The organism is Alcaligenes sp. GW821-FHT11D07 (assembly GCF_058808495.1).
Map to the genome: position 1 here is coordinate 516873 of NZ_JBXART010000002.1, position 17465 is coordinate 534337.

14 protein-coding genes are annotated in these 17465 nt (G+C 57.7%); 5 read left to right on the top strand and 9 right to left on the bottom strand.

Translation table 11 applies throughout. From position 1 onward, the window contains the following. The first annotated feature begins 144 nt into the window (after positions 1-144). Positions 145-1026: a LysR substrate-binding domain-containing protein gene (locus AC1RSM_RS11015; protein WP_492932429.1), complete on the top strand. Its 882-nt coding sequence runs from the start codon at positions 145-147 to the stop codon at positions 1024-1026. After that, positions 1023-2768: a gamma-glutamyltransferase gene (ggt, locus tag AC1RSM_RS11020; protein WP_492932431.1), complete on the top strand. Its 1746-nt coding sequence runs from the start codon at positions 1023-1025 to the stop codon at positions 2766-2768. The genes AC1RSM_RS11015 and ggt overlap by 4 nt, the downstream gene beginning before the upstream one ends. 150 nt (positions 2769-2918) lie before the next feature. Here the strand turns inward: ggt and purU are convergent, their stop codons facing one another. From purU to AC1RSM_RS11045, 5 genes are read right to left on the bottom strand one after another with little or no spacing between them, the layout of a single operon-like run. Further along, positions 2919-3773 (bottom strand): formyltetrahydrofolate deformylase, encoded by an 855-nt coding sequence (purU, locus tag AC1RSM_RS11025; RefSeq protein ID WP_492932971.1) that lies wholly within the window; start codon positions 3771-3773, stop codon positions 2919-2921. Between the two features lie 25 nt (positions 3774-3798). Beyond that, positions 3799-4944, bottom strand: a complete 1146-nt coding sequence (locus AC1RSM_RS11030) for an NAD(P)/FAD-dependent oxidoreductase (RefSeq protein ID WP_492932433.1) — start codon at positions 4942-4944, stop codon at positions 3799-3801. 57 nt (positions 4945-5001) lie between these two features. Further along, positions 5002-5514 (bottom strand): flavin reductase family protein, encoded by a 513-nt coding sequence (locus AC1RSM_RS11035; protein WP_492932435.1) that lies wholly within the window; start codon positions 5512-5514, stop codon positions 5002-5004. A 42-nt stretch (positions 5515-5556) separates the two neighbouring features. Next, the gene (gene pdxH, locus AC1RSM_RS11040) at positions 5557-6189 is read right to left on the bottom strand and encodes a pyridoxamine 5'-phosphate oxidase (RefSeq protein ID WP_492932437.1); all 633 of its coding nucleotides are present in this window, start codon (positions 6187-6189) and stop codon (positions 5557-5559) included. A gap of 9 nt (positions 6190-6198) precedes the next feature. Then, positions 6199-6870, bottom strand: a complete 672-nt coding sequence (locus AC1RSM_RS11045; protein WP_492932439.1) for a gamma-glutamylcyclotransferase — start codon at positions 6868-6870, stop codon at positions 6199-6201. A gap of 252 nt (positions 6871-7122) precedes the next feature. On the opposite strand from AC1RSM_RS11045, the gene AC1RSM_RS11050 reads away from it, so the two are divergent. Then, complete coding sequence (locus tag AC1RSM_RS11050) at positions 7123-7923, top strand: tRNA threonylcarbamoyladenosine dehydratase (RefSeq protein WP_492932441.1); 801 nt, start codon at positions 7123-7125, stop codon at positions 7921-7923. Here the strand turns inward: AC1RSM_RS11050 and AC1RSM_RS11055 are convergent. Genes AC1RSM_RS11055 through uvrA form a run of 3 tightly spaced genes read right to left on the bottom strand, consistent with a single transcriptional unit; the run spans position 7900 to position 15345 of the window. After that, on the bottom strand, positions 7900-8550 hold the full coding sequence (locus tag AC1RSM_RS11055; RefSeq protein WP_492932443.1) for an aminotransferase class IV: 651 nt from the start codon (positions 8548-8550) through the stop codon (positions 7900-7902). The two genes, AC1RSM_RS11050 and AC1RSM_RS11055, sit on opposite strands and share 24 nt — an antisense overlap. Before the next feature lie 10 nt (positions 8551-8560). After that, positions 8561-9673 (bottom strand): aminodeoxychorismate synthase component I, encoded by a 1113-nt coding sequence (pabB, locus tag AC1RSM_RS11060; RefSeq protein ID WP_492932445.1) that lies wholly within the window; start codon positions 9671-9673, stop codon positions 8561-8563. Continuing rightward, positions 9646-15345, bottom strand: coding sequence for an excinuclease ABC subunit UvrA (gene uvrA / locus AC1RSM_RS11065; protein ID WP_492932447.1), 5700 nt, complete (start codon positions 15343-15345; stop codon positions 9646-9648). The genes pabB and uvrA overlap by 28 nt, the downstream gene beginning before the upstream one ends. A gap of 224 nt (positions 15346-15569) precedes the next feature. Here uvrA and AC1RSM_RS11070 point away from each other — a divergent pair, with 224 nt between their 5' ends. Together AC1RSM_RS11070 and AC1RSM_RS11075 are read left to right on the top strand one after the other, a co-directional pair. Further along, entirely contained in the window at positions 15570-15698 is a 129-nt protein-coding gene (locus tag AC1RSM_RS11070) for a hypothetical protein (RefSeq protein ID WP_492932449.1), read from the top strand. Between the two features lie 246 nt (positions 15699-15944). Then, positions 15945-16871: a glycosyltransferase family 2 protein gene (locus AC1RSM_RS11075; RefSeq protein ID WP_492932451.1), complete on the top strand. Its 927-nt coding sequence runs from the start codon at positions 15945-15947 to the stop codon at positions 16869-16871. A 58-nt stretch (positions 16872-16929) separates the two neighbouring features. On the opposite strand, the gene AC1RSM_RS11080 is transcribed toward AC1RSM_RS11075, so the two are convergent. Further along, entirely contained in the window at positions 16930-17433 is a 504-nt protein-coding gene (locus AC1RSM_RS11080) for a hypothetical protein (RefSeq protein ID WP_492932453.1), read from the bottom strand. Between the last annotated feature and the right edge of the window lie 32 nt (positions 17434-17465).

Sequence of the window (17465 nt, forward strand, 5' to 3'; positions counted from 1 at the left end):
CAACAGCAGGCAGGAACGTCATAATGTCTCAGGATAGTGTGCGTAAAGCGCACAAGGCAATGGATAAAATTGCACAATGTCGTGTGCTGACGTAACGATGTCGCTTGAGGCCGACCAGCCCAGGGTTCAGAAAAGGGGATGTGAATGAGACAAGGCGTGCCTAGTTTGGGTGCATTGCAGGCGTTTGAGGCAACGGCCCGTTTGGGGACGTTTTCACGTGCCGCTGAGGAACTGTCCTTGACTCATAGTGCGATCTACCGTCAGGTCAGCGGCCTGGAGCAGCGCCTGGGTGTGAGCCTGCTCACCCGCGTGCGCCGCCGTCTTGTCTTGACGCCAGCGGGCCGGGACTATGCGGCTCGTATCCGACATCATCTGGAGCAGATTGGCAAAGACACCTTCAGCCTGATCGCACGTGCCGGTGTTGGGCGTAGCGTGCATTTGGCCGTTCTGCCTACCTTGTCTACGGTATGGTTGATGCCGCGTCTGGCAGGCTTTGCCCAGCGCTATCCCGATATCACCGTCAGCCTGTCTGTACGGACGACGCCTTTTCAGTTTGGTGACCACCCCTTTGATGCTGCTATTTATCATGGTCGGCAGCTATGGCCGCAGACAGAGGGCATCAAGCTATTTGATGAAGGGGAGTTGGTTCCAGTCTGTTCCCCCAGGCTGGCGACCCAGGACGACTGGCAAACGCTGGTTCATCTGCACATGTCTACGCGGCCAGATAGCTGGTCGGACTGGTATCGTTCGGCGGGTTTGGAGCCAGATCTGCGCGTTAGCTCCGGCCCGCGCTACGAGCTGTTCAGCCTGGTCATGGCTGCCTTGCAGGCCGATATGGGCGTGGCGCTGATGCCGCGTTTTTTAGTGCAACAAGCGCTGAATCAAGGGGACTTGATCATGCCCGCGCAGCACGCCATGCCAGTGAGCGAAGCCTATTTTTTTAGTTACCCCACCGCCAATGAGCCCAGCGAAGCCGTGCTGCTGCTGGAGCAATGGCTGCTTGAGCAAGAAAAGGAGAATCTATGAGATCGCACTGGAAACCGGCTGTATTAGCGGGGGCGTTGGCTTTAGCCCTGACACTGCCCGTTCAGGCTCAGACAGTGGCTGCTCAGCATCTGAATCCCGAAGCGGCCAGCGGGCTGGTGCAGCGGGACAAAGTCCTTACCCAAAAAAGCATGGTGGTGACGGCACATCCTTTAGCCACGCGTGCGGGTCTGCGTATTCTGGATCAAGGCGGCAGTGCGGTTGACGCGGCGATTGCCGCCCAGTTGGTGCTGGGCTTGGTGGAGCCTCAATCGTCGGGGGTCGGTGGCGGTGGCTTTTTATTGATGTTTCAGCCCAAGATCGGCCTGATCAGCTATGACGGCCGCGAAACAGTGCCCGCCGCCAGCAGCCTGGACCGGTTCGAGCTGGATGGCAAAACCATGTCGTTCAAGCAAGCCGTCAATAGTGGTCGCTCCGTGGGCGTGCCGGGACTGATGCGCGCTCTGGAGCTGATGCATAAAGACGGTGGTATCTTGCCTTGGGCTAATTTGTTTGATCCTGCCATTGAGCTGGCCGAGGCCGGCTTTGAAGTCAGCCCGCGTCTGCACACCTTGATTAGCGATAATCCTGAACTGGCCGATAAAGCCGTGACCCGGGCCTATTTTTTGGACGCGCAGGGCAAGCCCTTGCCAGTGGGCCATCGTTTGCGGAATACGGAATATGCCCAAGTGTTGCGTCTGCTGGCCAAGCAGGGGGCTCAGGCCTTTTACGAAGGGGAACTGGCCCGCGAGATGGTAGCGGCCGTTGCTCATGATCCCATTGCAGGGGATCTGGCGGAATCAGATTTGAAGCAGTATCGCGCCTTGCGTCGTGTGCCGCTCTGTATGGAATGGCAACAAGTGACCTTGTGCGGCATGGCTGCGCCCAGTTCGGGGGCGATCAGCGTGATGCAGATGCTGGGCATCTTGCAGCACACGCCTATTGCCAGCTTGCCGCCCCAGTCGGCACAGGCCATTCATTATTTCTCCGAGGCCGGGCGTCTGGCCTTTGCAGACAGGGACGCCTGGGTGGCGGACCCAGCGTTTGTGACAGTGCCCCAGCAAGCGCTGCTGTCACCGGATTATTTGAAATCACGTGCCGCCTTGATCCAGGCTGATCGTTCCATGGGCCATGCTCAAGCCGGTCAACCTTTGGCGGATTCACAGGCCCCCAAGGACACCACGCTGGAGCTGCCATCCACAACCCATTTATCTGTTGCGGATGCCAAGGGGCAGGTGGTATCCATGACCACCTCGGTGGAATCCGCCTTTGGCAGCAAGATCATGGTGCGCGGATTCTTGCTGAACAACCAATTGACGGATTTTGCTCTGAGCCCTAAAGATGATTTGGGCCGCTTGTCCGTTAATCGGGTAGAGCCGGGCAAGCGGCCCCGAAGCTCGATGGCACCCATGATGGTGCTGGAAAACGGGCGTCCCGTGATTGCACTGGGCTCGCCCGGTGGCAGCGCCATTATTCCTTATGTGGCTCAGGCACTGACGGGCATGTTGATGTGGGATCTGGATGCCCAAGAGGCGGTCAGTTTGCCGCATTACGGTAGCCGTAACTGGGCAACCGAGCTTGAAGCCGGAACAACTGTGACCGAACAGGCTCAAGCTTTACGCGCTATGGGGCATGAAGTCCGTGAGCAGCCCTTTCCCAGTGGCACACATGTGATCCGTTGGACAAAAGACGGCCTGGAGGCCGGGGTGGATCCGCGGCGTGAAGGTTTGGCTTTGGGGCATTAAGTGTTGGTTTGACGAAACCTGATAGAGCCTTGGGCTAGCAGCAGCCAAGACGATAAAGCAGCGGGCACTAAAAAGCCCTGTCTGCGTAGATCAGAATCTACGCAGACAGGGCTTTTTGTTCGATTGAGCCGGTTCGCTTAAAAGCGGCGCTTAGCGGAACACGACAGTGCGCTGATCGTTCAGCAAGATACGGTGCTCAACGTGGGCACGTACAGCACGAGCCAGAACCAGGGATTCCACATCGCTACCGATCTGGGTCAACTCGTCCGGGCTGACGGCGTGGGTTACGTGTTCCACGTCTTGCTCAATGATGGGGCCTTCGTCCAGATCAGCGGTGACGTAGTGAGCCGTGGCGCCAATAATCTTCACACCTCGGGCGTGAGCCTGGTGGTAGGGGCGCGCACCCTTGAAACTGGGCAAGAAGCTGTGGTGAATATTGATGGCACGGCCAGACAGGGCACCACACAGATTGGTGGACAAAATCTGCATGTAGCGGGCCAGCACGACCAGATCAATTTTCAGGTCGCGAGCCAGATCAATGATCTGCTGCTCTTGAGCGGGGCGTGTTTCAGGCGTGACAGGCAGGTGATGGAAAGGAATGCCGTAGGACGATGCCAGACCTGCGTGGTCGGTGTGGTTAGAGGCCACGGCAGCAATTTCCACCGGCAGCTGACCGCTATGGGCACGGAACAGCAAATCGTTCAGGCAGTGGCCTTGGCGGCTGACCAAAATCAGCAGGCGGGCTTTGCGCTGCGCATCATAAATATTGGCTTCCATGCCAAATTTTTCAGCGATGGGGGCGAAACCGGCTTGCAGCTGGCTCACTTCCTGTTTTTCTGGCAAAGAAAACTGGATGCGCAGGAAAAAACGGTTGGTGGCGGCGTCGCCAAACTGTTGGGCTTCAACAATGTTGCCATTCTGTTCAAGCAACCAACCCGATACGTTGTGGACAATGCCGGTGCGATCCGGGCAGGATAGGGTCAAGATGTAATCGTTCATCGACAGTATTGTAAAGATTTCAGAAAAGTTTTTAATCTGCCTGGAGCAGGGCCTGTTGGCTGTGTTGTGCAATGGCTAAGCAAGCAGTCAGGCCGGGGGATTCAATCCCGAACAGATTGAGCAGTCCGGGGATACCGTGAGCCGCGGGACCTGAAAAGACGAAGTCGGCGGCAGTATGGCCTGCGGGCACAATTTTAGGCCGAATACCGCTGTAGGCCGGGTTCAGGCTGTGATCGGGCAGGGCAGGCCAATATTCACGCACAGCAGCGTAAAAAGACTGGCCGCGCTGCGGGTCCATATCGTAGTTTTCATCCAGGACCCATTCGGTGTCCGGACCAAACCGGGCCTGGCCCGCCAGATCCAGCGTCAGATGCACACCCAGGCCCGCTTTATTGGGCATGGGGTAGATCAAATGCTTGAAAGGCGAGCGGCCTGCCAGGGAAAAATAGCTGCCTTTGCAAAGGTAAGCAGCAGGGATGTGATCGGGGCTCAGCCCTTCGATATGTCGGGCGGCGGCTACCGCTCCCAGGCCAGCGGCATTGATCAGGTGGGTGCAGCTCAGGCTGAAGGCTTCCGCGCCACCCACCTGGACTTCAAAGCCTTGACCCGGCAGAACGCGCGCGCTGACAAATGGGGTATTGAATACGAGCTGTGCGCCGTGGTTTTCCGCATCGCCTTGCAAGGCCAGCATCAAGGCGTGGCTGTCCACAATGCCGGTTGAAGGGGAGAGCAGGGCGGCCGTACAGTGCAAGGCCGGCTCCAGGCTTTTGGCTTGGGCCGCGCTAAGCCACTGTAAATCGTCTACACCACAAGCCTGTGCCTGCGCCTGCAAGCTCAGCAGGTCGGCTTCTTGTTCAGGGCTAGTGGCCACAATCAGCTTGCCGCAACGGGCGTGATCAATATGGTGTTGCTGGCAGTAGTCATAGAGCAGGGCTTTACCTTCTACGCACAGCTTCGCTTTTAGGCTACCGGGTGTGTAGTAGATACCTGCGTGGATGACTTCCGAATTACGTGAACTGACGCCATTGCCAATGCTGGCGGTCTGCTCGATGAGCAGTACCTCCATGCCTTGCTGAGCCAGTTGCCGAGCGCAGGCCAAGCCTACCACTCCAGCTCCCAGCACAATGCAATCGACGTCATTTGCCATGATCAAGACCTTATGGGCGCGTTGGAGCAAAAGGCGTAGTGTACTCCCGGCTTGCGGCCACGGTCAGGTGCTGTTTGAAACACCCCATCACACTAGGGACGGTGTCAGGTCAAAGTCGCCTGCATGATAGATCAGGGGCTGGTGCGCGCTGCGTTCGCAGTGAGTGACTTCACCAATAAAGATGAAGTGGTCGCCCGCTTCGTGCACGGCGTAGGGTTTACATTCAAACCAGGCGCTGCAGCGATCGTCATCCAGCATGGGGAGCCCCCGCGGCGAATACGTGATGGGATGGTCGCGAAAGCGATCCGCTTGCTCCCCCCAGGCAAAACGCTTGGCAACCGATAACTGGCTGGCTCCCAGGACATGAATCACATAACCGGCCCCTTCAACAAAATGGGCCAGCGACTGGGAGCGCTTGGCCAAAGACCAGAGCACCAGAGGTGGATTCAGGGAGACCGAGTTAAAGGAACTGACGGTCAGGCCCAGGGCCTGATCCGCCTGATCTTTATTCGGGCCGGTGACGACCGTCACGCCGGTGGCGAAACGGCCTAGCGCCGAGCGGAAAAAATCGCTATCGAAAGAAGAAGAAAAAGCAGTCATTGCATCGTGTCTGAGGCAGGGGGCGATACCAAGAACACGCCTTTAAGGAGCCAGTCGGCTCACCTGCCAGTCAGATTGGTCCTTGCGGTCGAACACCAGCCTATCGTGCAGGCGCGAAGCGCGGCCCTGCCAAAATTCGATATGGTCCGGTGTCAGTCGAAAGCCGCCCCAGTGTTCAGGGCGGGCGGGATGTTCACCTAGGCTGTCAGTGTACTGCTTGGCGCGTGCATCCAGTTCTTCGCGGGTGATGGGCTGGCTTTGTGGCGAAGCCCAGGCACCAATACGCGAGCCCAAAGGACGGCTGTGAAAGTATTCGTCGGATTCTGCGGCGCTGATACGGTTGATGCGGCCTTCAAAGCGTACTTGACGCTCCATGGAGGCCCAAAAGAAAGACAGGCTGGCCCACGGGTTGTGATCCAGATCAGCGCCTTTGCGGGACTGGTAATTGGTAAAAAACACCAAGCCTTGCTCGTCGTACGCTTTGAGCAGCACGATACGGGCTGAAGGGCGGCCTTGCTCATTCACTGTGGCCAGTGTCATGGCGGTCGGCTCGACTTCCTTCAACTCCATTGCTTGATCCATCCAGCGGTGAAACTGCTGGCGGGGATCGGCGCAAAGTTCGTTTTCGCTCAGGGAAAAACGTTCGTATTCATTACGAAAATCAGCAAGGGACATGGGGCGCTCTTAGGCTTGTTGAGGAATAAGCTGTGCAGTTTGGTTCTGTAGTAATTGAACCACTGATTGCAGGCGTTTATCCAGAATTTTAGAGCGTTGCAGCGCGGAGGCGGTTTCCATGACGTATTCAATGCAGGGGCCATTGGTGCCCTGGGCTGAATACACCACTTGCCGCAGCTGTTCGTCCGGCATACGGGGTACGTACGCATCGGTCTTGCGGTTCATCGTAAAGACCAGCGCGCGAATATCGCCTTGGCTGGTGCGGCAACGCAACCAGCGGGGAATGTACGCGCCACTGGGCATCTCGCGCAGCCACAAGGCATCGAACACCTTGGGTACGCTGTCGGCGGGAATACGGAAGGCCATACCTCGGCAGGAACCACCCACGTCCAGCCCGAACACCAGACCGGGCTGCTCAGGTGTGCCACGATTGATGCGTGACCACAGGCACAGCGCCCGGTGATAGCCGCGCAGCAAGGCTTGACGCTGCTCCACGAACTCAAAATCGGGACGCCAGATCAAAGAACCGTAGCCATAGACCCAAAGGTCTTGTTTCTCGCACCACTGCACCTCTTCCAGAGACTGGCGCAAAGAAGCGTTGCGCTCCTCGTCAGACAAGACTCGAAAGCTGCAGGGTGTGGGTACGGCAGAAGGCTGGGCGGAAATAGGATCGATGTTCACGGCAAAAAGGGGTGGTAAGCCAAAATCACAGATGCTTGAAACCTATGAAGATTGTAGAGCAATGAAAGCCCACTGTAGCGGGCTTTCTCGCTGATAACTAAGGAAAAATACTAATTTGCTTATACGAGTGTTGCTATTTGGCAGAGCCGTGTCAAGCAAGCAGGGCATAAGAGGCCGTTCAAGGGCTGGGGCAGCGAAATTAGACGTAAAATTGACGGGTTTGGCCGTACGGGCCGGTGATGGACGGATTGCATGACAGAGCAGCACAACATGGATGCCGAGCGCCGCTTCGGTGGATTGGATCGTTTATATGGAGCCGGTGCACGCGAGCGTCTGGCGGCCGCCCATGTGATGGTGGCGGGGATAGGCGGTGTCGGGACCTGGGCCGTTGAAGCTCTGGCGCGTTCTGCGGTGGGCCGGATTACCTTGATTGATCTGGATAATATTGCCGAGTCCAATATCAACCGCCAGTTGCCTGCGTTGGACAGTACCTTGGGCATGGCCAAAATTGAGGCGATGGCGCAGCGCATCGCCCAGATCAACCCGCAGTGCCAGGTGCAGTTGCTGGAAGACTTTGTGACCGAGGACAATGCCGCCAGCTTGATGGAGCAAAGCCCTGACGTCTTTCTGGACTGTACCGATCAGGCCAGCGCCAAGATTGCGCTGATTTTGCAGGCCAAGCGTTGCAAAGTCTCTTTACTGAGCTGCGGTGGGGCGGGCGGTAAAACAGATCCCTTGAGCTTGCGTCGGGGAGACTTGTCGGTGGCACGCCATGATGCGCTGTTGGGCAAACTGCGTCAGATCTTGCGTAAGCAACATGGCTTTGCCCGTGGCAGCGACGCTCAGGGCCGTGCCTTAAAGCGGGTGCCGCGCATGGGCGTGGATTGTTTGTGGTTTGAACAGGAAACCCGCCTGCCTCAGAACTGGACTCAAGCTGAAGATGGTGCTTTGCAAGGTCTGGCGTGTGCTGGCTACGGCTCCGGTGTCACCGTGACCGCCAGCATGGGTATGCAGGCGGCTGATTACGCCTTAAACCGCATCCTTAACCAGTAAGGCATCTTGCCACCCGCGCAGGGCATTCGAGACCCGGATGGCCCGCGCATTGTGCAAGGCTTCCAGCGAAATCTCCGCTTCACGGGCCAAGCCGCTATTTAATAGGGCTTGTCGTTGTACGCCGGGCAAGAGCCAGCCATGAGCGGGCGGCGTCCACCATTGGCCTTGTTCGTCCTGAACATAAATATTGCTGCGGCTGCCTTCACACACCCGGTCTTGCGCATCCAGAAAGATCACGTCAAATAAGTGAGGGTTCTGTTCCAGCAGCGTGCTGGCCTCCTGATACCACGGGCGATGCGTGGTCTTGTGAGACAGCAGCGGGTCCAGCGCGGGCAAGGGCGTTTTGGACAGGCTCAATTGCAAAGGTCCGTCCAGTACCGGCAAGGCATGGGCTTGAGCCTGGGCGCTGGTGTCAGCCCCCCACAAAATACGCAAGCGCAATGGAGTATTGACGGGGGCCTGGCCTAGCGCATTGTGCATGGCCTGCAACCAGATGTTGGCATCCCATTCGTAGCCCAAGACCGCACAACTGCGTGCCACGCGTTCCAGATGCAGCTCCAGCAGGGGGATCTGGCCGTCCGCGTCTACCCGCAAGGTTTCTATCAACTGAGGTTTGCTTTGGCTCATGATGCTGCCTTTAAGTCAGTGTTACAGGGGCCTGCAAGACACGCGCTTTCCACAGACACTCCAACCATTCCTGGTCGGGGTCCGAGTCCAGCACAATGCCGCCGCCTACACCAAATGTGCCTTGCCCCTGGCTGTCCAGCTCCAGACTGCGGATGCTGACATTCAGGGACAGATCACCATTGGGATTAAGAAAGCCGACCGAACCGCAGTAAATGCCGCGTCTATGGTGCTCCAGGCGACGTATGCACTGCATGGCGGCCAGCTTGGGCGCGCCGGTAATTGAACCACAGGGGAACAGGGCGCGCAGCAGCGTTTCCAGGCTGCAGTCCGAGTCTACGTCGGCTTGCACGCTGGAGGTCATTGTCCAGACCGAAGCATATTGCTCTACATCGAACAAACTGGTGGTTTGTACGCTGCCGGTGCGCGCTACTTGGCCCAAATCGTTGCGCAGCAGGTCCACAATCATCAGGTTTTCGGCCCGGTCTTTCAGGCTGTTTTGCAGTTCCTGTGCATTTTGCAGATCGCGTGCGGGGTCGGTATCACGCGGGCGAGTGCCTTTCATGGGGCGGGTACGTACACAGTTGCCGCGCTTTTCCAGAAACAGTTCGGGTGATAGGGACAGAATGTGGCGTTCGCCCAGATCCAGATAGGCACCGTAGGCCACGGGGTGGCGGCTTGCCAGTGCAGTGTATAACTCACGCGGTTGCATATCCGACTGGATATGTAGGGGCATGGTGTAGTTGATCTGGTAAAAATCTCCGGCTTGTAGTCCTGTTCGGACCTGTTCCAGAGCGTCCCGATAGTCTTTCTGGCTAGTTTTCAGACTAACGCGTAGCTCTGGGGCGGCGGCCTCGCTCCACAAGGGCACTTGCGTGGCTGTTTTGAAAATCAGCGCATTCAAAGGGGCGTGAGCGGCAGGTTCGCGGGCGGGTAGACGGGGCTCAAACAGCTCGGCCAGTTCGTAATCCAGGGCCAGGGCGACCCAGTGACCTGCTTGCCGAGCGTGTTCAATTTGAGCAAAAGCAGTTTCTAACTCTTCAGGGCTACGGGCCTGTACATGGCCCAGGTAGCCCTGCATTTCCAACGCATAGCCTTTTATTCTGTCTTCAAATCGGCCATACATGCGCCGTGTTCCTTTAAAAATTCCGCCAAAGCCATGCCGGTGTGCGAGGCATGATTGGCCTGTACCTGATCTGGAGTGCCTTGCACAACCAGCCTGCCACCGCCCGAGCCGCCCTCGGGGCCCAGATCAACAATCCAATCTGCTTCGGCAATCAAATCCAGATTATGTTCAATCACTAGCACCGTATGGCCTGCATCGACCAGGCGATGCAGCACCACAATCAGCTTTTCCACATCGGCCATGGACAGGCCGACACTGGGCTCGTCCAGCACGTAGAGGGTGTGCGGAGCCTTGTAGGCGCGGCCGGTGCGGGTGATGCCCTCATCCAGACGTGCTTTGACCAGTTCGCTGACCAGCTTGACGCGCTGTGCCTCGCCACCGGATAAAGTGGGAGAAGGTTGGCCCAGAGTTAGATAACCCAGTCCGACGCTCTGCATTAATTGCAGAGGGCGCAATATTTTAGGATGAGCGGCAAAGTATTCAACCGCTTCGTCCACATCCATTTGCAGTAACTGACCTGCCGATACATCGCGCCAAGTGACGGCCAGGGTTTCAGGGTTGAAGCGTTTGCCATGGCAGGCATCACACGGCACTTTTACATCGGGCAGAAAGCTCATTTCCAGCGTGCGCATGCCTTGGCCTTCGCACAGGGGGCAGCGGCCGTCGCCAGTATTGAACGAAAAGCGCGATGCACTCCAGCCGCGCAGACGGGCATCATTGGTATTGGCAAAGAGCTTGCGCACTTCGTCCCAGAAGCCGATATAGGTGGCGGGGCAGGAGCGGGGCGTTTTGCCGATAGGGGTCTGATCCACTTCCAGCACCCGGTCCAGACTTTCCCAGCCGCTGATGCTGGAGCAACCCTGCCAAACGGGCGGGTCTTTGCGGCCCACCACACGCTGCAGATTGTCCAGCAGCACATCACGCGCGAAAGTGGACTTGCCGGAGCCGGATACGCCGGTCACAAGGCTGAGCTTGCCCAGCGGGATACTGGCCTGCACCTTGTTCAGATTGTGCAAGCTAGCTTCGTGGACGGTCAGCATGGGGGCGTCAGCCTGTACGGGGCGACGGGCCTGCATGGGATGCTTGAGCGGCTGGCGCAGGTAACGGCCTGTCAACGAATTTGGGTTGGCAATGATTTCGGCCAGCGTGCCTTGGGCAATGACCTCGCCCCCGCGCTTGCCGGCACCCGGGCCCATATCAATAATGTGCTGGGCGCGGCGGATCGTATCTTCGTCGTGCTCAACCACCACCAAGGTGTTGCCATTGCGTTCCAGACGCGCCATGGCATTGAGCAAAATCTGGTTGTCGCGTGGGTGCAGGCCGATTGTGGGTTCGTCCAGCACATAGCAAACGCCCTGCAGGTTCGATCCTAGCTGAGCCGCCAGACGGATACGCTGGGCTTCTCCACCCGACAAGGTGGGGGCCGCACGGTCCAGGGCCAGATAGCCCAGGCCCACTTCGTGCATGAAGTCCAGACGGCTACGGATTTCATTCAGAATATCGCGCGCAATCTCGGCTTCCCGGCCACTCATGTTCAGGCCACCAAAAAAGGTTTGTGCCTGATCGACAGGCAGGCCCGCCAGTTTGGCAATGGACTGGTCGCGCCATTCAAAGGCCAGTGATACCGGATTCAAGCGTTGTCCGTGGCAGCTTGGGCATTCCACAGCCTCGCCATCGTAACCAGCGTTCCAGCTGTTTTCTTCGCCTGTCTGAGCCTGGTCAAAGCCGGTCAACTTCAAGCCGGTTCCAAAGCAATCTGTACACCAGCCATGTTTAGAGTTGTAGGAAAACATGCGTGGGTCCGGCTCAGGGAAGCTGGTGCCACAACACGGGCATGCACGTTTGACCGAGAAATGCTGCTGGCTGGCAGTGGACAGCGGTGTGCCTTGGCGGCGTTGTTCCAGCGACTGGGAGCCAGCGGGAGTCAAAGGCGACAGCACGCTAAAGGAGCCATGGCCCAACTCCAGCGCTTCACGGATGGCCTGGCGCAATTGCAATTCGTGGCGGGGGTCAATAATCAGGTCAGCCACCGGCAGCTCCAGCGTGTGTTCGCTGTAGCGGTCCAGGCGTGGCCAAGGATTGACGGGAATGAATTCGCCATCTACACGCAGGTGGGTGTAGCCCTTGCCCTGCGCCCATTTGGCCAAGTCGGTGTAATAGCCTTTGCGGGCCGTCACCAAGGGAGCCAGCAAGCCAATATGTTCGCCTTTGTGATCGCGCAACAATTGGGCGGCGATCTGTTCGGCAGTTTGCGGGGCCACCGGCACATGGCAGTCCGGGCAGTACTGAGTCGCCAGCTTTACATACAGCAGGCGCAAGAAATGATGGATTTCCGTCATCGTGGCTACGGTGGACTTGCGCCCGCCGCGGCTGGTGCGCTGTTCAATGGCAACCGTAGGGGGAATACCGTAAATTGCGTCCACATCCGGTTGACCGGCCGGCTGCACAATGGCCCGGGCGTAGGCGTTCAGCGATTCCAGATAGCGACGCTGACCTTCGTTAAACAGGATGTCGAACGCCAGAGTGGACTTGCCAGAACCCGACACCCCGGTCACCACCGTAAAGGTGTTGTGCGGAATATGGACCGAGATGTTTTTCAGGTTGTGCTCTCGGGCATTCAGAATGGCGATGTGGCCCTGATTGGTATCGCCGGAGCTAGCCTTGTAGTCCACAGCTGGCTCTTGGAACAGAGCCGAGCCTTTACCGATGGTGGCGGCTTCGTATTCTTTCAGAGCATGGCCTGTATGGGACTGCTCCAACGCCATGATGTCGGCAGGCGTGCCAGCACCCAGCAGCAAGCCGCCATGTTCGCCGCCTTCGGGGCCCAGATCGATGATCCAGTCTGCCGCGCGGATCAAATCCAGATTGTGCTCAATAATCAGCAAGCTGTGACCGGCGGCCAGCAGTTTGCGGAAGGCGCGCATCAGGCGCGCAATATCGTCAAAGTGCAGGCCGGTTGTAGGTTCGTCGAACAGGAACAGATTGCCTTTTTTGGCGACTTTGACCTGGCTTAGACGTGTGCGTGAAGCCTGTGCCAGATAGGCGGCCAGTTTCAGACGCTGGGCCTCACCACCTGACAGCGTAGGCACAGGTTGGCCCAGCTTCAGGTAGTCCAGGCCTACATCGGCCAGCGGAGCCAGACCAGTCTGCACATCGCGCAGGCCTTCAAAAAACTCCATGGCCTGGTGCACGGTCATGTCCAGCACCTCGTCAATCGAGGCGCTGCGACCAAAGTGTTCGATACGTACTTCCAACACCTCAGGGCGGAAGCGCTTGCCATCACAGTCCGGGCAGCGCAGGTACACATCAGATAGAAACTGCATCTCGATATGTTCAAAACCTGTGCCACCGCAGGTGGGGCAGCGGCCATCACCACTATTGAAGCTGAAGGTGCCGGGCGTGTAGCTGCGCTCTTTAGAGAGCGGAGCCTGAGCAAAAAGCTTGCGAATCGGGTCGAAAGCGCCTACATAGCTAGCGGGGTTGGAGCGGGCGGTTTTGCCGATGGGCGTCTGGTCCACCATCACCACTTCAGCCAATTGCTCGGCACCTAACAAAGCGCCATAAGGGCCGGGGGATTCGGTGGGTTTGCCTTGCTGCTTCAAGATGGCGGGGTAGAGCACATCCTGAATCAGTGTGGATTTTCCCGAACCCGAGACACCGGTGACGCAGACCAAACGGCCCAAAGGAATAGAGACAGAGATGTGGCGCAGATTGTGGGCGCTGACATCTTCCAGCAATAGGCGTGGGGTGTTCTCAGCCACCGGCATGGGGCGGGGCGACTCAATACTAAGTTCGCCGCTCAGATACCGCCCTGTCAGGGTTTCGGCACTACGCAAGGATTGGGGGGTGCCGTCAAACAGGATTTGGCCGCCACGCTCGCCGGGGCCAGGGCCCATATCCAGAATGCGGTCAGCGGCCACCATGACTTGAGGATCGTGCTCGACCACGACCAGCGTGTTGCCGTTGCCGCGCAGTCGGTGCATGACCTCGATAATGCGATGCATATCGCGTGGGTGCAGGCCGATCGAGGGCTCATCCAGGACGAACAAGGTGTTGACCAGCGAGGTGCCCAGCGCCGTGGTCAGGTTGATACGTTGGACTTCGCCGCCTGATAGCGTGCGACTTTGGCGGTCCAAAGACAAATAGGACAGGCCCACATCACACAAATAGTCCAGGCGGGACAGGGTTTCTTTCAGCAGCAGATCAATGGCTGCATCACGCGCATCGCCAAAGTGCAGACCACGGAAGAAAGTGCGCACATGCTCAATAGGCAGGCGCATCAGGTCCGGTACGCTCAAACCCGGCATGGCGTCCAACTGCTCGCGCAGCCACTGTGAGTGCACAGGCATGAAGCGGGGGTAACGGGAGTCAGCGGGTGCTGCCTGATCGCCCACTCGCCACAGGCTGGCTTCAGGCTTCAGACGTGAACCGGCGCAAGAAGGGCAGGTGTTATAGCTGCGGTATTTGGACAGCAGGACACGTACGTGCATTTTGTAGGCACGTGATTCCAGCCAGTCAAAAAAGCGTTGGGCGCCATACCACTGGGTTTTCCAGGCTTGGTTGCCCCCTTTCCAATCGGGAGTGCCGTTGATGACCCAGTCTCGCTCTTCCTGACTCAAGTCTTTCCACGGCACAGCCAAGCGCACACCCGCAGCCGGTGCGTAGCGTTCCATCTCTACCTGACACTCTTTATAGCTGGCCGTTTGCCAAGGGCGGATGGCCCCTTCCAGCAGGCTCTTGCTGGGGTCTGGAACGACCAGACCGTAATCAATACCCATGACCCGGCCAAAGCCACGGCAGGTTTCGCACGCGCCCAAAGGCGAGTTAAACGAGAAGGTGCTGGCAACTGGGGTGCTGTATTCAATATCGCACTGTGCACAGTGCAGTCCCTGGCTGAAACGCCAGGCGGTTTCGGGGCCATCGGCGCTGGCCGAGGCATAGACAGTCAGCTTGCCTGCACCGTGGCGCAAAGCGGCTTCAATCGCTTCCATGAAGCGCTCAGGCTCGACTGTGCTGGAGCGAAAGCGGTCCTGTACCACATACAGGGTCTTTTGCTCTACAGGGGCTGCCTTGCTGGTTTTACCCTTTTTGGTACTGCTGGCCGTGACGGTATGCGTCTCTTCATGGTGCAGGCGGGTATAGCCTTGCTGATGCAGCAAGGTTTCGATTTCTTGCTGCGTGAAGTTGGCCGGAACTTTGACGGGAAAGGTCAGGACCAGACGCGGGTCATCGTGATCGGTGGCCAGTTGGCGAATCTGTCTGGCAATGGTGTCAGCATTGTCGCGGCGCACCGGCTGGGCGCACTGGCGGCAATAGAGCTCGCCCAAGCGGGCGTACAGCAGCTTGATGTAATCATTAAGCTCAGTCATGGTGCCCACGGTGCTGCGCGAGTTGCGCACCGGGTTCACCTGGTCAATGGCAATGGCGGGCAAAATGCCTTCAATGCGATCGACCTGGGGCTTGTCCATGCGGTCCAAAAATTGACGCGCATAGGGCGAGAAGGTCTCTACGTAGCGGCGCTGGCCTTCTGCATACAGGGTGTCAAAGGCCAGCGAACTTTTGCCTGATCCGGAAACGCCGGTTATCACCAACAATTCGCCTGTTTTGATACGGACATTCAGGTTTTTCAGGGTATTTTGGCGGGCGCCAAAAATGCGAATTTCTGAGCTCATGGCAAGGTCGGCTTTTTGGAGAGGGCAGAGTAAGAGGAGGCAGGCAAAGACCTGGTTAAACAGGCCCGATGCGCCAGTGCGAGCGGCACATGCCAGCGGGGTGTTGCCGGGCATGCACACTCTAGCCTTTGTATCTTAACGCGGATTACGGTAGAATTTCTGGTTAGCTATTGCGCTTTTGTCGGGATCATCCGGCAGGGCTTACATTAAGATCGGAGATCACCATGGCGGAAATCAAACGCACGAGCCGCAACACGCTGGAGCGTCGTTGCCTGGGTAAAGCTTTCAAACGTCTGTTTGTTCGCTCCCCTAAGGGCGTGTTCAAAATGCTGGAAAAAGTTAAGCGCGTATAAGTGCTTTCTTGAGCGGTGTTCGGCCAGAAATCTGATTTCTCCGCCTGACAGCACGCCCAGCAGCAAAAAAACCACAGGCTTGCCTGTGGTTTTTTTGTGCGCGTTTGATTTTAATTCGGGGTCGGGAATCTCTCTATAGATAGTGCGCAGCGCTAGTCTATGCTTGGCATATGATGGTGTCATTCTCATGCAAATGTAAGTCATTCCTGTCGCAATAATTCAAGCAACTAGGCTTGGGGATTCTCCATGATGCCGTGGCGCCATTTATTTACCGTCCTGACCCCGACTTATAACCGTGCTCATACCCTGGAGCGCGTGTACCAATCCTTATGCGAGCAAACCTATCAGGACTTTGAATGGGTGGTGGTGGACGACGGCTCCACCGACGGCACCAGGGATTTGGTCCAGACTTGGCAACAGCAAGCCCCATTCCCCATCCATTACGCCTGGCAAGAAAACGCCCACAAAAAAGCAGCTTTCAATCACGGCGTGGCCTTGGCGCAGGGTGAACTGCTGGTCGCGCTGGACAGTGACGATACTTTGATGGTGAATGCGCTCTACGATATGGCGCAGATCTGGGCAGACATCCCGCTTGAGGAGCGTGGCCGCTATGCCGGTATTACGGGCCTGTGTGTCCGTCCCGATGGCCATGTGGTGGGGGATATGTTTCCTGCTGATGTGTTTGATGCCAGCGCGCTGGACATGAGCTTTCGCTACCATGTGCGCGGCGAAAAGTTTGGTTGTCTCAGCACAGCCGTCTTGCGCAAATTCCCCTTTCCCGATCAGATCGAGGGCTTTGTGCCTGAAAGTCTGGTGTGGCGCGCAATTGCGCGGGCAGGCTACAAAAACCGTTTTGTGAATACGGTCTTCCGGGTCTATCACGACAGCCCGGATTCTTTATCTGTGCAGGGCAAGACCAGCCAGCAACATGCACTGGGTTTGTGGCTGCTGGCGCAGGATACGGTGGTGAAGTGTTTGCCTTGGTTTCGTTATGAACCCAAGGCCTTTTTAATGGCGGCAGCCCGGTACACGCGCTTTGGCCTGCATCTGCGGGCCAGTGGGCGCCAGCCACCGGCAGCGTATGGCCTGCAAGGCTTAGCTTCGTACTTGCTGGTTGGCCTGATGTGGCCGGCGGGGGTAGCCCTGTACCTGCGGGACAGGTTGCGGGCTTAAGGGGGCTCGCATCTCCGTTAAAAGGATGCGAGCTGAGCCTGATGCCTAATTGCCGGGATTAATGCAGGGTGTGTCCCTGTGCGCCTGCCTGCGGAGTGTCATCGTCTTCGTCTGCGCTGTCTTCCTCGTCTTCATCGTCATCGGGGGCGAAGGCGTCTTCGCCCAAGGCAAAGGGCAGCAGCTCTTCCAGCGTTTCGGTCCAGGCGACTTCCTCGCCTTCTTCGTCGACTTTAATAAAGCGTACTGGCTCGGCATCGCTTAATTGAATGGCCCACAGGTAGCGGCAGGCGTAGACAGCGGTGTCCTTGGGGTCCAGGCCGCCGCGGTTACCCACGATTCGGGCTTGCTCGCCACCAACTTGAACGACGGTAAATTCGCTTTCGTCTTCGTTTTTGTCCAGGGGCATGGCAAAGATGACCCATTCAAAACCTGTTTCTTCCGCACCCACAATTTCGGCCAGCACAGCACGGCCCAAGTAGGCGCTCAGTGCATCGGCGGTGCGACCCAGGGTTTCAAGTTCTGCGGCGGTAAAGACAAGATCAGGGGCTTGGGGTGTGGACATGGTGTTTTTGGATTGTCAGCATAAAGTGAGTA